Annotated in this window: 15 protein-coding genes and 1 riboswitch; of the genes, 4 read left to right on the top strand and 11 right to left on the bottom strand. The window is 37.0% G+C overall.

From position 1 onward, the window contains the following. The first annotated feature begins 411 nt into the window (after positions 1 to 411). Complete coding sequence (locus tag M5A78_RS18870) at positions 412 to 792, top strand: hypothetical protein (protein ID WP_248736834.1); 381 nt, start codon at positions 412 to 414, stop codon at positions 790 to 792. Positions 793 to 1177: 385 nt separating this feature from the next. Here M5A78_RS18870 and M5A78_RS18865 read toward each other — a convergent pair whose 3' ends face one another. The 7 genes from M5A78_RS18865 to kdpF all read right to left on the bottom strand — a co-directional run bounded on the left by M5A78_RS18865 (position 1178) and on the right by kdpF (position 9511). Continuing rightward, entirely contained in the window at positions 1178 to 1498 is a 321-nt protein-coding gene (locus tag M5A78_RS18865; RefSeq protein ID WP_248736833.1) for a helix-turn-helix domain-containing protein, read from the bottom strand. A gap of 45 nt (positions 1499 to 1543) precedes the next feature. Next, complete coding sequence (locus M5A78_RS18860) at positions 1544 to 2119, bottom strand: competence protein ComK (protein WP_248736832.1); 576 nt, start codon at positions 2117 to 2119, stop codon at positions 1544 to 1546. 565 nt (positions 2120 to 2684) lie between these two features. After that, entirely contained in the window at positions 2685 to 5039 is a 2355-nt protein-coding gene (locus tag M5A78_RS18855; protein WP_248736831.1) for a universal stress protein, read from the bottom strand. Positions 5040 to 5084: 45 nt separating this feature from the next. Continuing rightward, on the bottom strand, positions 5085 to 5645 hold the full coding sequence (gene kdpC, locus M5A78_RS18850) for a potassium-transporting ATPase subunit KdpC (protein ID WP_248736830.1): 561 nt from the start codon (positions 5643 to 5645) through the stop codon (positions 5085 to 5087). 26 nt (positions 5646 to 5671) lie between these two features. Continuing rightward, positions 5672 to 7711, bottom strand: a complete 2040-nt coding sequence (gene kdpB / locus M5A78_RS18845) for a potassium-transporting ATPase subunit KdpB (protein WP_248736829.1) — start codon at positions 7709 to 7711, stop codon at positions 5672 to 5674. A gap of 30 nt (positions 7712 to 7741) precedes the next feature. Continuing rightward, positions 7742 to 9415, bottom strand: coding sequence for a potassium-transporting ATPase subunit KdpA (gene kdpA, locus M5A78_RS18840; protein WP_248736855.1), 1674 nt, complete (start codon positions 9413 to 9415; stop codon positions 7742 to 7744). A 33-nt stretch (positions 9416 to 9448) separates the two neighbouring features. After that, entirely contained in the window at positions 9449 to 9511 is a 63-nt protein-coding gene (gene kdpF / locus M5A78_RS25010; protein ID WP_396954592.1) for a K(+)-transporting ATPase subunit F, read from the bottom strand. A 342-nt stretch (positions 9512 to 9853) separates the two neighbouring features. Continuing rightward, a riboswitch (cyclic di-AMP (ydaO/yuaA leader) is annotated at positions 9854 to 9996 on the bottom strand. Between the two features lie 233 nt (positions 9997 to 10229). Here kdpF and M5A78_RS18835 point away from each other — a divergent pair. Next, positions 10230 to 10598 (top strand): DUF2294 domain-containing protein, encoded by a 369-nt coding sequence (locus tag M5A78_RS18835; RefSeq protein ID WP_248736828.1) that lies wholly within the window; start codon positions 10230 to 10232, stop codon positions 10596 to 10598. 1488 nt (positions 10599 to 12086) lie between these two features. Here M5A78_RS18835 and M5A78_RS18830 read toward each other — a convergent pair. The 4 genes from M5A78_RS18830 to M5A78_RS18815 all read right to left on the bottom strand — a co-directional run bounded on the left by M5A78_RS18830 (position 12087) and on the right by M5A78_RS18815 (position 14889). Continuing rightward, positions 12087 to 12278 carry a hypothetical protein gene (locus M5A78_RS18830; RefSeq protein WP_248736827.1) on the bottom strand — a complete coding sequence of 64 codons (192 nt, stop codon included), beginning with the start codon at positions 12276 to 12278 and terminating at the stop codon, positions 12087 to 12089. A 419-nt stretch (positions 12279 to 12697) separates the two neighbouring features. Beyond that, a complete protein-coding gene (locus M5A78_RS18825) occupies positions 12698 to 13270 on the bottom strand; it encodes a histidine phosphatase family protein (RefSeq protein ID WP_248736826.1) in 573 nt (190 codons plus the stop codon). Positions 13271 to 13401: 131 nt separating this feature from the next. Next, positions 13402 to 13581 (bottom strand): hypothetical protein, encoded by a 180-nt coding sequence (locus tag M5A78_RS18820; protein ID WP_248736825.1) that lies wholly within the window; start codon positions 13579 to 13581, stop codon positions 13402 to 13404. 198 nt (positions 13582 to 13779) lie between these two features. After that, positions 13780 to 14889 carry a lactonase family protein gene (locus M5A78_RS18815; RefSeq protein ID WP_248736824.1) on the bottom strand — a complete coding sequence of 370 codons (1110 nt, stop codon included), beginning with the start codon at positions 14887 to 14889 and terminating at the stop codon, positions 13780 to 13782. A 351-nt stretch (positions 14890 to 15240) separates the two neighbouring features. Here M5A78_RS18815 and M5A78_RS18810 point away from each other — a divergent pair, with 351 nt between their 5' ends. Together M5A78_RS18810 and M5A78_RS18805 are read left to right on the top strand one after the other, a co-directional pair. Next, the gene (locus tag M5A78_RS18810) at positions 15241 to 15342 is read left to right on the top strand and encodes a YjcZ family sporulation protein (RefSeq protein WP_248736823.1); all 102 of its coding nucleotides are present in this window, start codon (positions 15241 to 15243) and stop codon (positions 15340 to 15342) included. 523 nt (positions 15343 to 15865) lie between these two features. Next, complete coding sequence (locus M5A78_RS18805; protein ID WP_248736822.1) at positions 15866 to 16099, top strand: hypothetical protein; 234 nt, start codon at positions 15866 to 15868, stop codon at positions 16097 to 16099. Positions 16100 to 17175 lie beyond the last annotated feature (1076 nt).

Raw genomic sequence — 17175 nt, 5'->3', positions numbered from 1 at the left:
TTCATGCTTTAAAATTAATTAAGACTAAATTGCAGTACCCCTATATACGACAAGTAAGAAAATAGATTGTCAGACAATAAATGATTATTGGTACGTCACTAAGATATAGTGGTGTACTTTTTTATTTTTATGACCTCTTATAAACCCTGTTCATTCAAGCAGAGGATTACATTGTAGTAACAATAATAAATGGGTCGCTAATCATTTTGAGATGCTCAAATAAGTTTTATAATAAAACGAACATCTAATCCCTCTCCAAATAACGGTTGCAGGTTAGTTTATGAATAAAATGAGAAATGTATTGCCAAGCCTCGATAAAAATGTTATTTTTAGTGTAATATTACACTAAATGATCTAAAGTGAAACATTATAGTTATTTTACTAAAAGGTACATTACTAGGAGGAATTCAATTGAAGAAAAAAACGAAGTACACCATACTAAATGTATTATTAATCGGAACATTGTTGCTAAATTTGCTTATTTTTACGTCACGAATGAGCTATTTCCCATGGTTTATTGAAGATGCTTATGGGTATTTTGGTGTATTTGTTACGACTCCAATATTGTTAGTTATATACTTCTTTTTTCACCGTCTTCAAAAAAATGATAAAGTGACTAACTTAAATAAATTTATACCACTTATTGGAGCCATAACTTCTCTTATCATTGTTTTGGTGCATGTCACAGATTTTGCTAATCTCTTAGCTCTATCTGTTAATACAATTATGTTTATCATCGCTTGTGTCATACTCATTCAACATGTAGCTATGAATCAATCAGGTTCTTATTAAAACGAACTACCGACAAAACGTGGTCATAAAAATAAAGTTGAATAATATTCGAAGTTTGTAAAGAAATGTTTTCAGAAAGCAAAAAATATTAGGCTTTCATTTTTAAAAGAGAAAAGATTTTGAAGTCTAATTAGTTAAATACAAAAAGGGATAGATTAAGCAGAAATTATTCTGTCTTATCTATCCCTTAATCATTTCATTATAATGATAATCAGGTAAAACTTACTTTTTGCGACCTTTAATAAAACTCTATGAATCCGGCCTCTTTTTCAAAAAACAAGCAAGATAACCGTCCCCTTGCTTCTACCTTGAAACATCAAATTCCACTGCCCTGTTTGGGTTCTTTTTTTTCATAAAATTCATACCAATCTTCTGATAAAATCTATCATATCTCGGGGTGTGTCAATGTACCCGAATCCATAAATGAATTAATATTATTGTCCCTGATTCCGAAACAATCCTTTAATAACCATTCATTTTCTGGTTGCTCTTCTAGTTCTTTGATGATTTCAGAAGCTCTCATTCCGAGTCCTTTTCCAAGAGCTATGATGGTATCTAGGCCTGGCTTCTTAATATCCCTTTCTAGTATGCTGATATAGGACCGATCTAGATTGGAGTCGTGCGCCAGTTGCTCTTGTGAAAGATGCCGAGCTTCCCTTAATTTTTTTAATACCTTTCCAAAGTGAACAGACGAATAATCATCCAAAGACATTCTCCTTTTGAACACTGACGTCGTACCAGCTTGAATCCATTATTTTTGCTCCTCTTCTAATGCCTCAAAATTGTATTTGCCTGTTTCCTCCTTGGTTAGTTGGTGTTCTTTCCTCGGTTCAAGATAGAAGATAATTGGATTAGGATGATTGCCTCTTTTCATCGAAATCCGTATTAATCGATTGGCTGTATCAATTTTTTCATTAAAGGAAGATAATTTTGAATCGACCATGATGGAATAACCATTACTCAATTCTACCTTTGTCTTGATGCCTACTGGTGTGATTTTCACAATATGTTCGGGGTTAAACCAGATACAATCCACCTTATGGGGTGATTTATTCGGAAAAAGGCAAATACCCAAATAAGGATTCACGATAATTGGACACTTTACTTTCTTACCAAGTACAGATTTCGCACCCATCATTGCCCCTCTTAAATCAAAGCCTATGTAAGTCAACGTATCATCTAATAGTTGTAAAGGTGTCCTGTTCACTAGAAATGCCGATTTACCTGCCATGACCCGTGCACACAGTTTTCCATATCGATTATATTCCCCCATCATCAAGATTGTTTTCTTTTCGATAAAGTAATTTTTTTGAATAATAATGGTCATCCTCTCCTTTAAATCTAATTGATTTGAAAAAAGGCACGCCTGCTACTATTTCTGATATGAACTGCCAAATGGACAACATGATTACGCTTTCATTAATGTGTATGAACGCTCCTCACCACCTTTGGACCCTGCCAACAGATTTCTTCCTTTGAAGGTAAAATGGATTAAAACTGTCAGCGTATTGGGAAATGTTTTAAAAAAAGGTAATATTAACCTTCCGTATCTATTTAATAATAATCGGGACTTTATTACCACTGACTAAAGTATGCAGGATTCGCCATTTTAAGCGTTAATTCGTGACAAATAAATGACAATTTTTATTTGAGGATCCCTGGACGCCCTAAAGTTTGTCGAATAGTGGCGAATTAATAGATAGTTCAAAACTCCTCTATAGTAATCTAAAACTAGCAAGTTTCCCTCTCTAAATAGACAAATATCGACCATATTTCAAATACGCTATACCATTTAATCGTTTGATTAATAACCACATAAACACTGCTATATTGGGAATTTACTAATCTGACAAGAAATTTTTTTGTCTAATAAGCGTTAAAATTTCATCAGATCAAATATTCCGGTGCCATGCACCAAAATGATCTTGGTCAGCTACCACTAACACATCCATATGGCGTACCTCCCATAACAGTCGTTGCGTAACCGAACCCTTTATGATCTCTTCCCAACGGGTACGAGCTGATTGTCCAATAATAACTTGTGTGGCTTTTTTTTCATTCATCTGACTAACTAACTTTCTAAAGACATTTCTACGACCAGTTGTCTCATACATTTCAAAAATACCACCAAGCCGTTCAGTCAATTGTTGAATTTTAGTTAAAGTTTGTTTCTCTTCCGCTGTTAGTGGATGGTCCTTTACATATGAAACATACCATGAAGCTTTCAAACGATAAGCAATACGAAATCCGCGGCGAACAAGCCTTTCGCTGTCAGGTCTCAAATTGGTACAAACAAAAATGACTTCCTGCTGCCTCCAAGGACCTCTTAATGTTCTTTTTCGCTCCCACGCCTCTAACCGTTCATCTACATCATCAGCTACTTCTCTGAGGGCTAGCTCACGAAGAGCTATGAGATTGCCGGTTTTAAAGAAATGATTCAGCGCCTGATTTACTTTTTCCACAGCATAAATCCGACCTTCCTTCATCCTGTCGCGTAATGCTTTGGGGGAGATATCAATCAATTCAATTTCATCCGCTCTTCGAAGAATGTGATCAGGCACGGTTTCCCGTACTCTCACCCCTGTTATTTGTTCTACGCTGTCATTTAGACTTTCTAAATGTTGAACATTCATAGTAGAAATCACCGAAATGCCTGCTGCTAAAATATCTTCCACATCCTCAAATCGTTTATGATACTTGCTACCAGGCACATTTGTATGCGCTAATTCATCGACTAACACGACTTCTGGATTACGCTTAATAATCACTTCGGTATCTATTTCTTCTAATGTAGTTCCCTTATAAGATATTTTTTTGCGAGGAATGATTTCCAATGAGCCTATTTGTTCAAACGTCTCTTTCCTTCCATGTGTTTCTAATAACCCAATCACAATATCAATGCCCTTTTTCTTTAGTTCATTCGCTTCTCGTAACATCGTAAAGGTTTTGCCTACTCCAGGTGCTGCACCCATATATACTTTTAACGTCCCCCGGCGAATGTTATCCATTTCGTTTTCTAGTTCTTGAATCGTAAGCCGGCGATAAGGATTTGTTGCTATCTCTTTCTTCCTTTGCTTTGTTGGAATAACACGTTCCCCATCTTTTTCGGCTCGGTCCGCGACAATAAATACATCTATATTTCTCGTTTTCCGGAGGATTTTATTGATAATCGAACCATAAGCCATTTCTTCCCAACGAGTTCGCTTCGATTGCCCCATTACAATCCTTGTTACATTGTGCTCTGTGGCATAGTTAACAATTTGGTCGGCAACCGAATCGTGTTCTATTGGTAATTCCTCAAAATCCCCTCCCACTTTCTCGACTAGCTTTATAATCGAACGTTTGAAAGTTTGTTCATTCTTAGATAAATTTTTATTTACAAAACAAACAACCAGCAATTCGCCTCCTAATCTCTTGGCAATTTGCTGCCCACGTCGAATCAGTATCGATCCATTCCAATGGTATTGCACGGTTACTAATATTTTTTCAGATGCTCCAGAGGGGCCAATCATTCCATGCTTTTCTCGATACTCGTCGAGAGCATCATTTACTTCTCCCGCTAAAAAGCGAAGGGCAAGTTCACGAAGAACAGCTAGATTGTTCCGATGAAAGAGGTTTTCTTTCCCACGCTTTTCCTCCAGACTAAGCTCGATATCTCCTTCTTGAAGCCTGCTTAGTATCACTTCAGGTGTTACATCCAACAGCTTTACTTCATCTGCTAATGCCAGTGTATCTTCTGGGACACTACAACTGACCCTTACCCTTCCATCTGTAAATTTATCAGCTATCCCTCGAACACCTTCAAGCTCATAGATGTTAACAGTTGTAATTACACTAATGTTCCTATTTAATAGATAGCTAATATCATCCAAACGAGTGGACCTGGGGGCTTCCGGCCGATTTCGATGTGATAAGTTATCGACTAAAACCACTTCAGGATTACGGGCAATGATCGCCTCAACATCAAGATCGAATTTTGCTTCACCCATGTTTATCCATTCAATAGAAGGAATGATTTCTAAACAACCAATTTGTTCCATTGTTTTTGGACGGTTTGATGGACTGACGATTCCGATGACAACGTCTAGCCCTCGTTTTTTTAAAATATTCCCCTCCTGCAGCATATGATAGGTTTTGCCAGTACCACTTACAGCACCTAAAATAATTTTAAGATGGCCTTTGCCTATTTTTTGTATCGACCTTAAGATTTCTTCTGGTGTTTTTCGGCGAAACTCCCCTTCACTCATGCATGCCCCTCCTTTTTGAAAAAGGAGAGAAAGACTCTCCCCTCTTTATTTTAATTGTTGTAATGCCATGTTTAGTTCTAAAACATTCACACGTGGTTCACCAAAAATCCCAAATGAACGTCCTATAGTATGTTCATTGATTAGTGCTTGTAATCGATCTTCCGAAACACTCAATGCTTTTGCAATTCTTGGCACCTGAGCCTTTGCTGCTTCTAGAGATAAATCCGGGTCAAAACCGGAACCGGAAGTCGTAACCAAATCTGCGGGAATCTTATTACCTATATTTCCATTTTCCTTTTTTAATTGATTCACATTGTCTTTAACGGTTTTCACGTATTCATTTGAAGCAACAGCTGCATTCGTTGCAGCAGAAGCGGTTGGATCATATTTCGCCGCAGAAGCTCGTGGATGAAACCACTCCGGCCCTTTAAACCCTTGAGCCAAAAGCTCTGAACCCTGAACTTTCCCGTTCTGAATAACAAGACTACCTTCTGCTTGTTTGTGGAATAGTACCTGAGCAACTGCTGTTGTTGCCAAAGGATAGAGTAAACCACATAGGATCATTAAGAACAACGAGGTTCGCAGTGCAACAATAAATGACCTCATCAATAATCTCCTCCACATTTTATTATTTAAGCTAGATGAAAAGCTGCTACAATCATATCTATTATTTTAATACCGATAAAGGGAACAACCACTCCACCAAAACCATAAATGAAGAGGTTACGGGAAAGGAGTTTATTCGCACTCATCGCCTTATATTTTGCCCCCTTCATCGCAATCGGGATGAGGAGAGGAATAATAATGGCATTAAAAATCAAAGCGGAAAGAATCGCTGATTTTGGTGATGCCAGCCCCATAATATTAAGAGATTGTAATGGCGGTATGAATGTAATAAATAGCGCCGGTATAATCGCAAAATATTTGGCAATGTCATTAGAAATCGAGAAGGTTGTTAATGCCCCCCGGGTAATCAATAATTGCTTGCCGATTGCAATAACAGATAATAGTTTAGTAGGATCTGAGTCCAAATCGATCATGTTAGCGGCTTCTTTTGCAGCCATTGTCCCTGAATTCATCGCTAATCCAACATCTGCCTGTGCAAGAGCAGGAGCATCATTCGTACCGTCACCTGTCATCGCAACAAGCTTACCTTCTTCTTGTTCCTTCTTAATAGCGGCAATCTTATCTTCAGGTTTTGCTTCTGCGATAAATTCATCCACACCTGCTTCCTTAGCGATGGTAGCTGCTGTTAAGGGATTATCACCTGTACACATAACCGTTTTGATCCCCATAGCTCTTAGTTCAGCAAATCGCTCTTTTAGTCCAGGTTTAACAGTATCTTTTAGATAAATAAGCCCGTATATCTTATGATTAATCGCAACCGCTAAGGGAGTTCCTCCTGCCTTTGCGATGACAGTTGCTTTTTCGTCAAGGTCAACAGGAACGCTTCCGCTTTTATCCGCAACATATTTTTTTATCGCGTCTACAGCACCCTTTCTTATCTCGATACCATTTTTTAAAGTTAGACCAGACATTCTAGTTTCTGCTGTAAATTCGATAATTCCAGCCCCGTCGTATTCCTTTTCATCCCAATGGACGCCTTGTTTACGGGCTAACTCGACTACAGAACGCCCTTCAGGTGTTTCATCTTTTACCGAAGCTTGTAAAGCCGCGAATGTAACCTCCTGTTCAGAAACATTGGCTACTGGTACAAACGCACTTGCCATTCTGTTTCCAAAAGTAATGGTTCCTGTTTTATCAAGTATCATCGTATCAATGTCACCAGCGGCTTCTACTGCTTTACCCGACATCGCTAAAACATTAAATTGCGTTACTCGGTTCATCCCAGCTATCCCAATGGCCGAAAGCAATCCCCCAATCGTAGTTGGAATTAAACAAACAAGAAGCGCAATGAGAGTGGCCACATCTAAATGAACCTTTAAATAGTCAGCAATAAGAACCAATGTCATAATGACAAATAAGAAAATAAGTGTTAGAACAGCCAAAAGAGTGGTTAACGCCATTTCATTCGGCGTTTTTTGTCGAGAAGCACCTTCCACTAATGAAATCATCCGATCAAGGAAGGATTCACCTGGATCTGTTATAATTTTAACGATGATAAAATCCGATACAACTCTTGTTCCTCCTGTAACGGAGGAGAAGTCCCCACCTGCTTCTTTAATGACTGGGGCTGATTCACCTGTAATCGCTGATTCATCAATCGAAGCCAATCCTTCGATAATTTCTCCATCCGAAGGAATCATTTCACCTGTATCCACACGGACAATATCGCCTTTGCGTAATGAAGTAGATGGAAGCTCTTTGTACGATCCATCTTTTTGTTTAACCTTCGCCATCGTTTCCGATTTCGTTTTTCGTAATGTATCTGCCTGTGCCTTACCTCGCCCCTCCGCAAGAGCTTCGGCAAAATTCGCGAACAGCACCGTAAAGAAAAGGATAAAAAATACGGCTACATTATACCCTCGTCCTCCTGTACTAACCCCAAAAATATCTGGTTTTATCGAAAGAATCAGTGTTATGAGTGTTCCGACTTCGACAACAAACATAACCGGATTCTTAATCATCACGAGCGGGTTTAACTTTTTAAATGAATCTGTGATGGCTTGAAAGATAAGATCTTTTGAGACTGCTTTATTTTGAATGGCCATAAGTCATCCTCCTTCATAATTCCCTTACTACTAGTGAAACATCCCAAGATGTTCGGCAATTGGACCTAAAGCAAGTGCAGGGAAAAACGTTAATGCCCCGATTACCACAATAATCACGACTAAGATCCCAGTGAATAGTGGTGTATCGGTACGAAACGTTCCCGAAGTTGCAGCTGCCACTTTCTTAGTAGCAAAGGATCCCGCTATCGCTAACATCGCAATGATCGAAATATATCGACCTAACAGCATGACTAAACCAATTGCGATATTATAAAAGGTGGTATTTGCTCCGAGTCCAGCGAAAGCCGAACCATTGTTTGCTGCTCCTGATGTAAAAGCATACAAGACTTCCGTTAATCCATGTGACCCCGGATTTGCTATCGACGAAATAGCACTAGGTGTGACGAAAGCAATCGCTGTGGAAACTAGAATTAACACAGGATGAACCAGCAAAGCAATCGATGCCAATTTGACCTCTTTTGATTCAATTTTCTTCCCTAAAAATTCAGGTGTTCGCCCCACCATCAAGCCGCAAATAAATACGGTTAAGATGACATAAAGTAATCCGTTTAACAACCCGACCCCTTTTCCGCCAAACACGTTATTTAACATCATTTCCCCAAGAGGAACAAGACCGCCAATCGGAGTTAATGAATCGTGCATATTGTTAACAGATCCCGTTGTAGCAGCTGTCGTCACAGCCGTAAATAAGGCTGATCCTGAGATCCCAAAGCGAACTTCTTTCCCTTCCATATTCCCATGAACACCAAGTGCATGTAATGCCGGTGTCCCGTTATATTCAGCAATAAAAACAATGGAAAGAAACACTAAGAACATGATTCCCATCGCTGCGAAAATGGACCAGCCTTGGCGTTTGTTCTTAATCATCACTCCAAATGCATACACCAATGCTGTTGGTAGTAGCAACATACAAAGAATCTCCATTAGGTTCGATAGTGGAGTTGGATTTTCAAATGGATGGGACGAATTGGTACCAAAATACCCACCGCCATTTGTTCCAATATGCTTAATCGATTCTAACGATGCAACAGGACCTCTTGTAATCATTTGTTTAGCGTCTTCTAGTGTTGTGGCATCCGCCGCGCCATGGAGTGTTTGAGGTACTCCTTGAAATACCAGAAATAAAGCTACTATAAAAGATAGTGGCAAAAATACACGCGTGATGGAACGAATCAAGTCAACATAGAAGTTTCCAAGGTTATTCTGGCGTGCTACTAGACCACGAATAAAGGCAATCGCCACGGCAAATCCTGTTGCAGCCGAAGTAAACATCGGGAATGTAATAGCAATCATCTGGGATAAGTACGACAGTGAATTTTCTCCGCTATAAGCCTGCCAGTTTGTATTCGTAATAAACGAAGCTGCCGTATTAAAGGCCAATGCAGGAGGCATATTATCGATCATATCTGGATTTAATGGTAAAAACTTTTGTATTCTAAAAATGACATACATGAACATCATCATGATAAAATTAGTGAGTAGCATGGCGAAAACATACTTTTTCCAGCCCATCGACTCTTTTTCTCTAACTCCAATTAATCGGTAGATGAACCGCTCTCCTGGTCTAAAAAACCGGTCCAACCCTGTTGTTTCATAATCGAAAACTTTCACAAGGTAGGTACCAACCGGCTTTACTAATAAACCAGCAATTAGTAAGGTAACTACTACCTGAATTAAACCCATAGTCATTTGGATCTTCCCCCTATTAGTACATGATTAAAACTTTTCTGGTTTCATTAAGACGTAAAATAAATAAATAATCAAAGCAACTCCAATCATTCCTGGTATGAGCATTCTCGATATCCCCCTATGCATTCTTTAGTAATGAAAAAAAATAGACCAATGCACACTCATTCCCCAGTTAACCAATGACAACGATAGCTAAATAGAAATATCCATAAAAAGATATTCTAAAAAGGAATTTCGCTGTATTGATTAAGTAATGGAGAAAAAGTACTCATTGGTCTACCTAACGCCTAGCAAGCTTAATCACTCTCTTTGCGTTCTGTCTTCCATATTCCTTTTTCTTATTAATAGGCATAATAAAAAGACCTACTATTCATCCTCAAGCTGCCCTTTTGCTGAACAAACAAAAAAGCCCCCTGAATTAGGCGGTCTCTAGACCTCCTTCGCTTTAGCCGACGAAGTTAGCTGACGGGTAGGATGGCGAAAGAGCATCTCATCCCTTCTACAACATGTAGAATTAACCCCAAAAATTGGTTCCTCCGTTCCTGAGTTCCCTCAGGATTAAGCCGAATTATTAAATTACTTATTACGATGTAATTGTAAGCTTGAGCAACTATCTTGTAAATGGCTATATTTGGTTAAAAATAGCCTTGATTTAAGATTATCCCTTAAAAATACGATCTTTTCGCCTGTTTTCTAATCCATCCTCATTATTTTATATACCTTTACCTGATTGACATCTCTCTAAAGACGAAAGTAATATTATGTTCATATTGTCAAAGGATCAGTTTTATTAACTGGGGGTCATAAGATGGCTTATTCTAAAAAGAAACTTGAGGCTGAGATTAGTTCAGCATTTATAACATTCCAAAGGGAATTAATTGGGCGGGGGCCACAAGAAGCAAAAACATATATTGTTCAAGATATGGTCATCACTCGGTTCAAAGGAGTGTTGACCACTGAGGAAAAGCACCTTGTTAACCATGATAAGGGAAGAACATTGGTAAAGAAAATGAGACAGGTCCTACGTGAAATGTACAGTCAAGAATATGAAAAAATTGTAGAAAATCTTACGCATTGTAAAGTTCTATCCAGTCACAGTGATATCAGCACGAAGATGGGCGAAAGAATAGAGGTATTTATTGTCGACAAAGATTTAGAAAAATTATTAGATGAATAGCCTAAGCCATCCATGTCGGTGAAATAACTTATCTTGTCAAATCCTTAACAGGTTCACTTGTGAGGTGCAAAACAGTGAATCGAGGGTAAAATCTCACCACTAATCACAAACTATTCACAAATGAAAACGCAATATAATGGACTGAAAGAATGGCTCGAAATCTTCTCCGAGTCATTCTTTCATTTATGCTGTTTTGGATAGATGGTTATAGGGAATTTCCTGCTAATCCTGTCCGAATAACCCTTGCATTCGGACTATCGTAGGCAATTTTCTGCTAGTCCTGTCCGAATAACCCTTCGCATTCGGACTATCACAGGCAATTTTCTGCTAGTCCTGTCCGAATAACCCTCGCATTCGGACTAACATAGGGAATTTCCTGCTAGTCCTGTCCGAATAACCCTCGCATTCGGACTAACATAGGAAATTTTCTGCTAGTCCTGTCCGAATAACCCTCGCATTCGGACTATCACAGGCAATTTTCTGCTAGTCCTGTCCGAATAACCCTCGCATTCGGACTATCGTAAGCAATTTTCTGCTAGTCCTGTCCGAATAACCCTCGTATTCGGACTATCCTAGGCAATTTTCTGCTAGTCCTGTCCGAATAACCCTCGCATTCAGACTATCACAGGCAATTTTCTGCTAGTCCTGTCCGAATAACCCTCGCATTCGGACTATCACAGGCAATTTTATGGTAGTCCTGTCCGAATAACCCTCGCATTCGGACTAACATAGGAAATTTCCTGCTAGTCCTGTCCGAATAACCCTCGCATTCGGACTATCACAGGCAATTTTCTGCTAGTCCTGTCCGAATAACCCTCGCATTCGGACTAACATAGGAAATTTCCTGCTAATCCTGTCCGAATAACCCTCGCATTCGGACTATCGTAGGCAATTTTCTGCTAGTTCTGTCCGAATAACCCTTCGCATTTACTTTAAAAATATACTCCTCAGTTGAATTCACACCCTAAATCACACCAACTTCACATAAAGTCCAATAATTATTTCCATCTTTAGAATTACCTTGTGAATTGATAGGTGAAAAAGTTGTAAAAGTATATAGAAACCTTGCTATTAAAATAAAAAAACACACGAGATTTCCTATGTGAAATCTCATTGTGTTTCCCCTTGTGATTTTGGTGATTGCACCTCTGAAGTGAACCCGTTAGTCACATTCTACCCTTTTTTTTGATCATGCAAAGAGGATGTATTAGCTGGATCTCTTGAGATTCCAAAAGGACCGAGCATAATTTTTTATTAAAGGTCGCAAAATTAAGTTTTACCCGATTATCATAGGACTTTTATAGAATGTCTGACAAAATAATGAAATGATTAAGGGATAGATAAGACAGAATAATTTCTGCTTAATCTATCCCTTTTTGTACAACGTATGACCTCATTTTCAATAACAAAACCGTACGTTTTTACTGCTACAAAATATGAAATTGTTATTAAGCAAAAAGCACGCGTTTGTATAATAAGAAAATATATTTATCTCATAAGTTCGGCAATAATATCAGAACTACCAGGCATTAATAAAAGCAACGAAGTAACAATACATAGAATTCCAATAACAAACAGGAAAATAACTATTTTAACGGAACGAGAAACGTCTTTTTTTAGTGTACCAACTATAAGAAGAACAACGCCAATAAAGAGTAATAATAAATAATAAAAACCCATCAAATCACCTCATTCAACTTTATTAACTGACACTTTATTATAAAAAAAGAGGCTCACGGTTGTTCTAACCCCATTAAGAGGGACGTTCTTAGATGTAATATTGGTTATAACTACATAGAAATTTTATGCACATAGTTATTCTATGTATAAGGATAAACCAAAATAACCTTAAAGTAAACCATTTTGTATAATTTCACCTATTTCGAATTATTTCCTTTACCCTTTCTTATTCCACAAAACTGCTCGTTACTAGAATTTCTAATATTTCCATATTAATTGAACCCAAGAAGAACTGATATAGATAATATTAAATAGCCATTATTAGATCAAAAAGCTTTTACAGTATGTAATTTACTTTGGAGATAATAATTGACTATCCAAACCAAGATTTTAAATAGTGGGAAAAATAATCACCTCTGTTAGCATTTCCACATTCTTTTAACCTCCACCAATTCCTGACCATTGAATTCCATTCTGTATATATCTGGTTTTGATGTATGTAGCAAAAAATCCAAATCGTACTGACTGTCATAATACCCCATCATCAAAGTCATAACAGCTCCATGAGTGCCTAATACTACTTTCTGTCCTCGATAGATCTTTAATAATTCTTTTAAAACTTTTATAGCTCGGTTCTGACAAACTGCATTAGACTCCCCTCCCGTTAAAGCAAAGTTTGGATCAGAAAACGAATTCTTTAACAAAGGGAATAATTCCTTATCAGATATTCGCTTGTCTTCAGCAGAAAAAATTCTCTCTTTAAGATCTTCAAATACTAAAACTTCTTGTCCTAAATGTCTAGCTAACTCCTGAATAGTTAGGATTGATCGGTTGTATGGACTTGAAACAAAAACCTCAATACCTTCCCCTAGTAATATATTAGTTATTCGATAAGCATCTAATTTCCCTGTTTCAGTTAACCCTCTTGTTCTTTCATTTTCTTCTGTTTTTGGTGATTCGCCATGTCTCACCATGTAAATGAAAGTTTTCATAATACCCCTCCATAATTTTTAGAATCTTGTTATTCCAAATAAATCCCTGTTTTAACTCTAATATTAATCAACATAATTTTACTAATCTTCAACAATCCTTTTTCGTTAGCAATAAGAAAAAGCGTCCCCACTTATTGTAGAAACGCCCCCGGTTCATCCAGAATACCTATAACATTTACCTTTAGAGCACCCAGTTCATAGAGTTTTTCAACAAATTTGATTGCATTAGCAGTTTTGCCAAACCTATCAGATGCTAATGCTGATGGATTGTTGTTACTTTTAAGCCATTCTAAGGCTTCAAATGTTTTCATTAAAATCACTCCTAGACTTCATTGTTGTTATAGGTAGGTAAGGACTCCTTCATATCACCAAGTTTTAACTTACAAAAAGCAATATTCTACACCGATTTTGGAAATTCCTTCTTCCGCTAATCTAATCCGTTACTTGATAAGAAAAATGCCTTGCTCCCTTATTGAAGCAAAGTCCCCGTTACTTTAGGGCGCCAATCATCAAAGAACAGCTAACCCTTGTGAACCAAGATAAGGAAAGTTAGTCCAAGCAGCAACCTGCAATCTAACCAGACTACCATCATCTTGGATAGTAAATACTGAGACTGTACCCTGATTTCCGTTAAGGGTGTAAAACTGCCGTCCATCTTTACTCACTCCAACATCCATCGGAAGACCTGGTGCTGTACCTGGCGGTGTACTGGTAATATGCCTTACCACCGACAGTGCTCCATTGGAATCGATTTGGTAGGTGGAGATGGTGCCACTTAAGGTGTTCGTAGTGTATGCAAAACGTTCATCCCTCGTTGTTACAACCCAACAAGCAGTCTTATATCCGTTTGGTACAGATCCGCTTATCACATGAAGTTTCCCGTCGTTGCTTAAGGAATAAGATGACAGCGCATTTGAAACTGCTTCTGTAACTAAGAGGATTCCAGAGGATAGAAAATAAGCACCCAATGGTCCTTGACCGTAAGAATCATTAACGATTGGTTCTGTAACCGTCCCATTTTGATTTACATGGAATACACTGAGATGGTTTGAAGTAAGCTCTGATACAAGGATTTTACTACCATCACGAGTGAAGAGAACCTGAGCGGGCTGAGCATTGAAAGTACTGAGAGAATGGGTGGATCCGGGAATAGGAGTAAGGTGTCCGTTATCATTTATCCGAAAACCAGTGATATTGGATGCAAAATTGTTAGCAGCATTACCTACATTGGAAACATAGAGAAGATGACCAAACACATCTATGCTATTGGGCTGGGCACCTCCTGATGGCTTCACATCCACAAGAACAGGTGCTCCACTGTCGGTTATGACGAAACTACTGATACTATTGCTGCCCGCGTTAACTGCAAGTAGGAAACGTCCATCTCGGGACAAAGTCAGGGCGCCTTGTGAGGCAAGGGGATCGACGCCATCGTTTGCTGTTGCAGTAGACACTTCCCTTGGACCAGTACCTCTTCCATTAGTTGGGTAGGAACCTACAAAGGTTAGCATTCCATTCATGTCTCTGTAAAAAGCAATGATTTGATTCATTACTTCATTATTTGTCATAATATAAACCATACTCGCACTCGTACGAAAATATTTGTTCATTATCTGCATTTTATAACTCTCCTCCTTTCATAGTTTTATATGGTGCTCTCGCCATTTCAATTCCCAAAATTTATATAAATTGGTTTAAAGGATTATTATCCACTTTTCCCACTATCCTGTAGTAAGTTAAATAACGATAATGAAAAAGGACTGCAGAAACAGTCCATTTAACACTTATATTCGTAATTTTTGTTAAACTCTTGTCGGCAAAAGTTACATTTATTATCCATTTTTAGACCTTCTTTCTTCGTACGATACCTAAAAATAAAATTAATAAAATAAAATTCAACACTTGTCCACTTCATATCTAACCATCATTACATATTATTTAAAGACTCTTAATAAAGGTGGTGATACACTATGGAACATGAAATCAGACATCATAATCCTTTCGCTTTAATCGTCGTTCTTTTCATCCTATTGATTATTGTTGGGGCATCTTTAATGGGAGGCGGTTACTAATCTTTTTTAGGATTCTACAAGTAAAAAGATAATAAAAACTATTCATTTACCTCGGGTTGGTGCTGACTTTACTCGAGGTTTTTTATTTAAGACTTCTATCAAAGAATTTATTTTTCTTTTTAGGAAAAGATAATTTCTGTTGGACAAGGCAGTCACCTTGGAGATCTCCTCACATATGCCTTGTGCCAACGCCAATGTGTCTCAGTCACTATTTAAAAAAAGACATATAATAAACATGAACAAAATATCCTTTGCTAAACCAGTTTGCTTCTGAGCCTTAATGGCTCTTTTTTACATAATGCTTTATTGAGTTTCATATTTTCTTCGTAAGACGAACTAAACCGCTAAAAATCTTTCCTTGCTATGGACTCCGATTAATTACAATTTTGTTAACATAATTACTTTTCAACTAATTCAAAACATGTAACAATATAGAAAATAAGGAAATATTTCATTATTCTTCAATGCCAGTCCTTTTTTTTGCTAAAGTGAATTATTTTATTTAATCCGGGAGGCATAAAACTTGAAACCTTCTATAGAAAAAATATTTAGTTTTTTTTTCGAAAAAAGAGAAACAAGAACCCATTCAAAAACAATTTCAATTGTCTTTTTAACGCTGTATAGTTTATTTTTGTTACTCTCTATCATTAATCTTCTTGGAATGTATGAACATAAGACCATGGTGATTAATGGAAATTTTGGTTTAGCATTATTTGTAGTAATACTTATTGATTTCATTACTTCTAGAAAAAAATAACTTTTATTATTGAAAGAATCACTAATACCTTTTAGTGGTTAATTTGATAGTAATGATTAAGGAACATCAAATTTAAGGAGTTCCCTAATTGTCGTCTTTTTTGTCAAATATGAAACTCGCTGCTTAATAAGTTTCATACTTTTTTCGAATATCGCACTAAAGTTCATCAATCGTAGAATAAACGTTTTGAAACTTTCCCTTATCGTTTCCACATTTTGTTATAATTTAATTTGATTATTTAATAACTTCATAACTATTTAAATTGGGAGATAACACTTTATGAAAAAAACTTTGAATGTGATTGTTTTACTTTTTTTATCTGCCATATCGTATATTAATTATCGGTTTCTTATTATATTGTTTTCAACTCATTTCGTTCATGGAGATAAATTAATACACGGACTCGACGCTACAAGAAAATGGGTTAATATTGTTGAGCCTACTATCACAATAATTCTTTCAATTTTGACAGGAGTCTTTTTTTATTACCTCCATAAGAAGAAATTAAAGAAAACTAAAATAGCTTTTTCTTTACTTCAAATACTCCTATTTATTTACTGTTTTTATAAAATAATTGAAATACTTAGTGACCATAACCCTATACCCATATACCGATAATCTGAATAATATATTGTTTTTATTGCCACAATTTTTTTGTGGTTTTTTTGTTAATTTCTTTAAAAAATGATATTACTCAAGAAGATTCTTATGGATTCTCTCTTGTCACGCCTCATATTACTTAAAGCCAATTGTTCCGATTATGCCTTTGGTTCCCTTCCTTTCAATCCCCCATCGTATGCCTCTTTTTTCTGTGTAATTTTTTGAGAAGAATTCAACGAATTTCTCTGCTTGTTCTATGTTCTTTAAGCACAACGGCCGATTATTACAGGAATGTTACATAAAAAGGATAATATTTGGGGGTTATTCCATTAATTCGAGCTATTTTATTTTTATGTGCGATTGCCCCGGTGAAAGTATCATTAAAATGGAGGTAATATATTCCGGAAAGTAATTCCAAACATTCCTTCCTCAGGGAGTTTAATCATTTAATTTAATTATCGCTATATTTAAAACGA

It is taken from the genome of Neobacillus rhizosphaerae, assembly GCF_937468385.1.
GTDB lineage: Bacteria > Bacillota > Bacilli > Bacillales > Cytobacillaceae > Neobacillus > Neobacillus rhizosphaerae.
The sequence above is the reverse complement of the archived record's forward strand: the minus strand, read 5'-3'. Positions and strand labels throughout refer to the sequence as shown.

Excerpts from the sequence above, each read along its gene's own strand:
- M5A78_RS18820 (WP_248736825.1), bottom strand. The coding sequence starts at position 13,581 with ATGAAAACATTTGAAGCCTTAGAATGGCTTAAAAGTAACAACAATCCA.
- M5A78_RS18835 (WP_248736828.1), top strand. The coding sequence starts at position 10,230 with ATGGCTTATTCTAAAAAGAAACTTGAGGCTGAGATTAGTTCAGCATTT.
- kdpB (WP_248736829.1), bottom strand. The coding sequence starts at position 7,711 with ATGGCCATTCAAAATAAAGCAGTCTCAAAAGATCTTATCTTTCAAGCC.
- M5A78_RS18860 (WP_248736832.1), bottom strand. The coding sequence starts at position 2,119 with ATGACCATTATTATTCAAAAAAATTACTTTATCGAAAAGAAAACAATC.
- M5A78_RS18855 (WP_248736831.1), bottom strand. The coding sequence starts at position 5,039 with ATGAGTGAAGGGGAGTTTCGCCGAAAAACACCAGAAGAAATCTTAAGG.
- M5A78_RS18810 (WP_248736823.1), top strand. The coding sequence starts at position 15,241 with ATGGAACATGAAATCAGACATCATAATCCTTTCGCTTTAATCGTCGTT.
- M5A78_RS18825 (WP_248736826.1), bottom strand. The coding sequence starts at position 13,270 with ATGAAAACTTTCATTTACATGGTGAGACATGGCGAATCACCAAAAACA.
- kdpC (WP_248736830.1), bottom strand. The coding sequence starts at position 5,645 with ATGAGGTCATTTATTGTTGCACTGCGAACCTCGTTGTTCTTAATGATC.
- kdpA (WP_248736855.1), bottom strand. The coding sequence starts at position 9,415 with ATGGGTTTAATTCAGGTAGTAGTTACCTTACTAATTGCTGGTTTATTA.
- M5A78_RS18830 (WP_248736827.1), bottom strand. The coding sequence starts at position 12,278 with ATGGGTTTTTATTATTTATTATTACTCTTTATTGGCGTTGTTCTTCTT.
- M5A78_RS18815 (WP_248736824.1), bottom strand. The coding sequence starts at position 14,889 with ATGCAGATAATGAACAAATATTTTCGTACGAGTGCGAGTATGGTTTAT.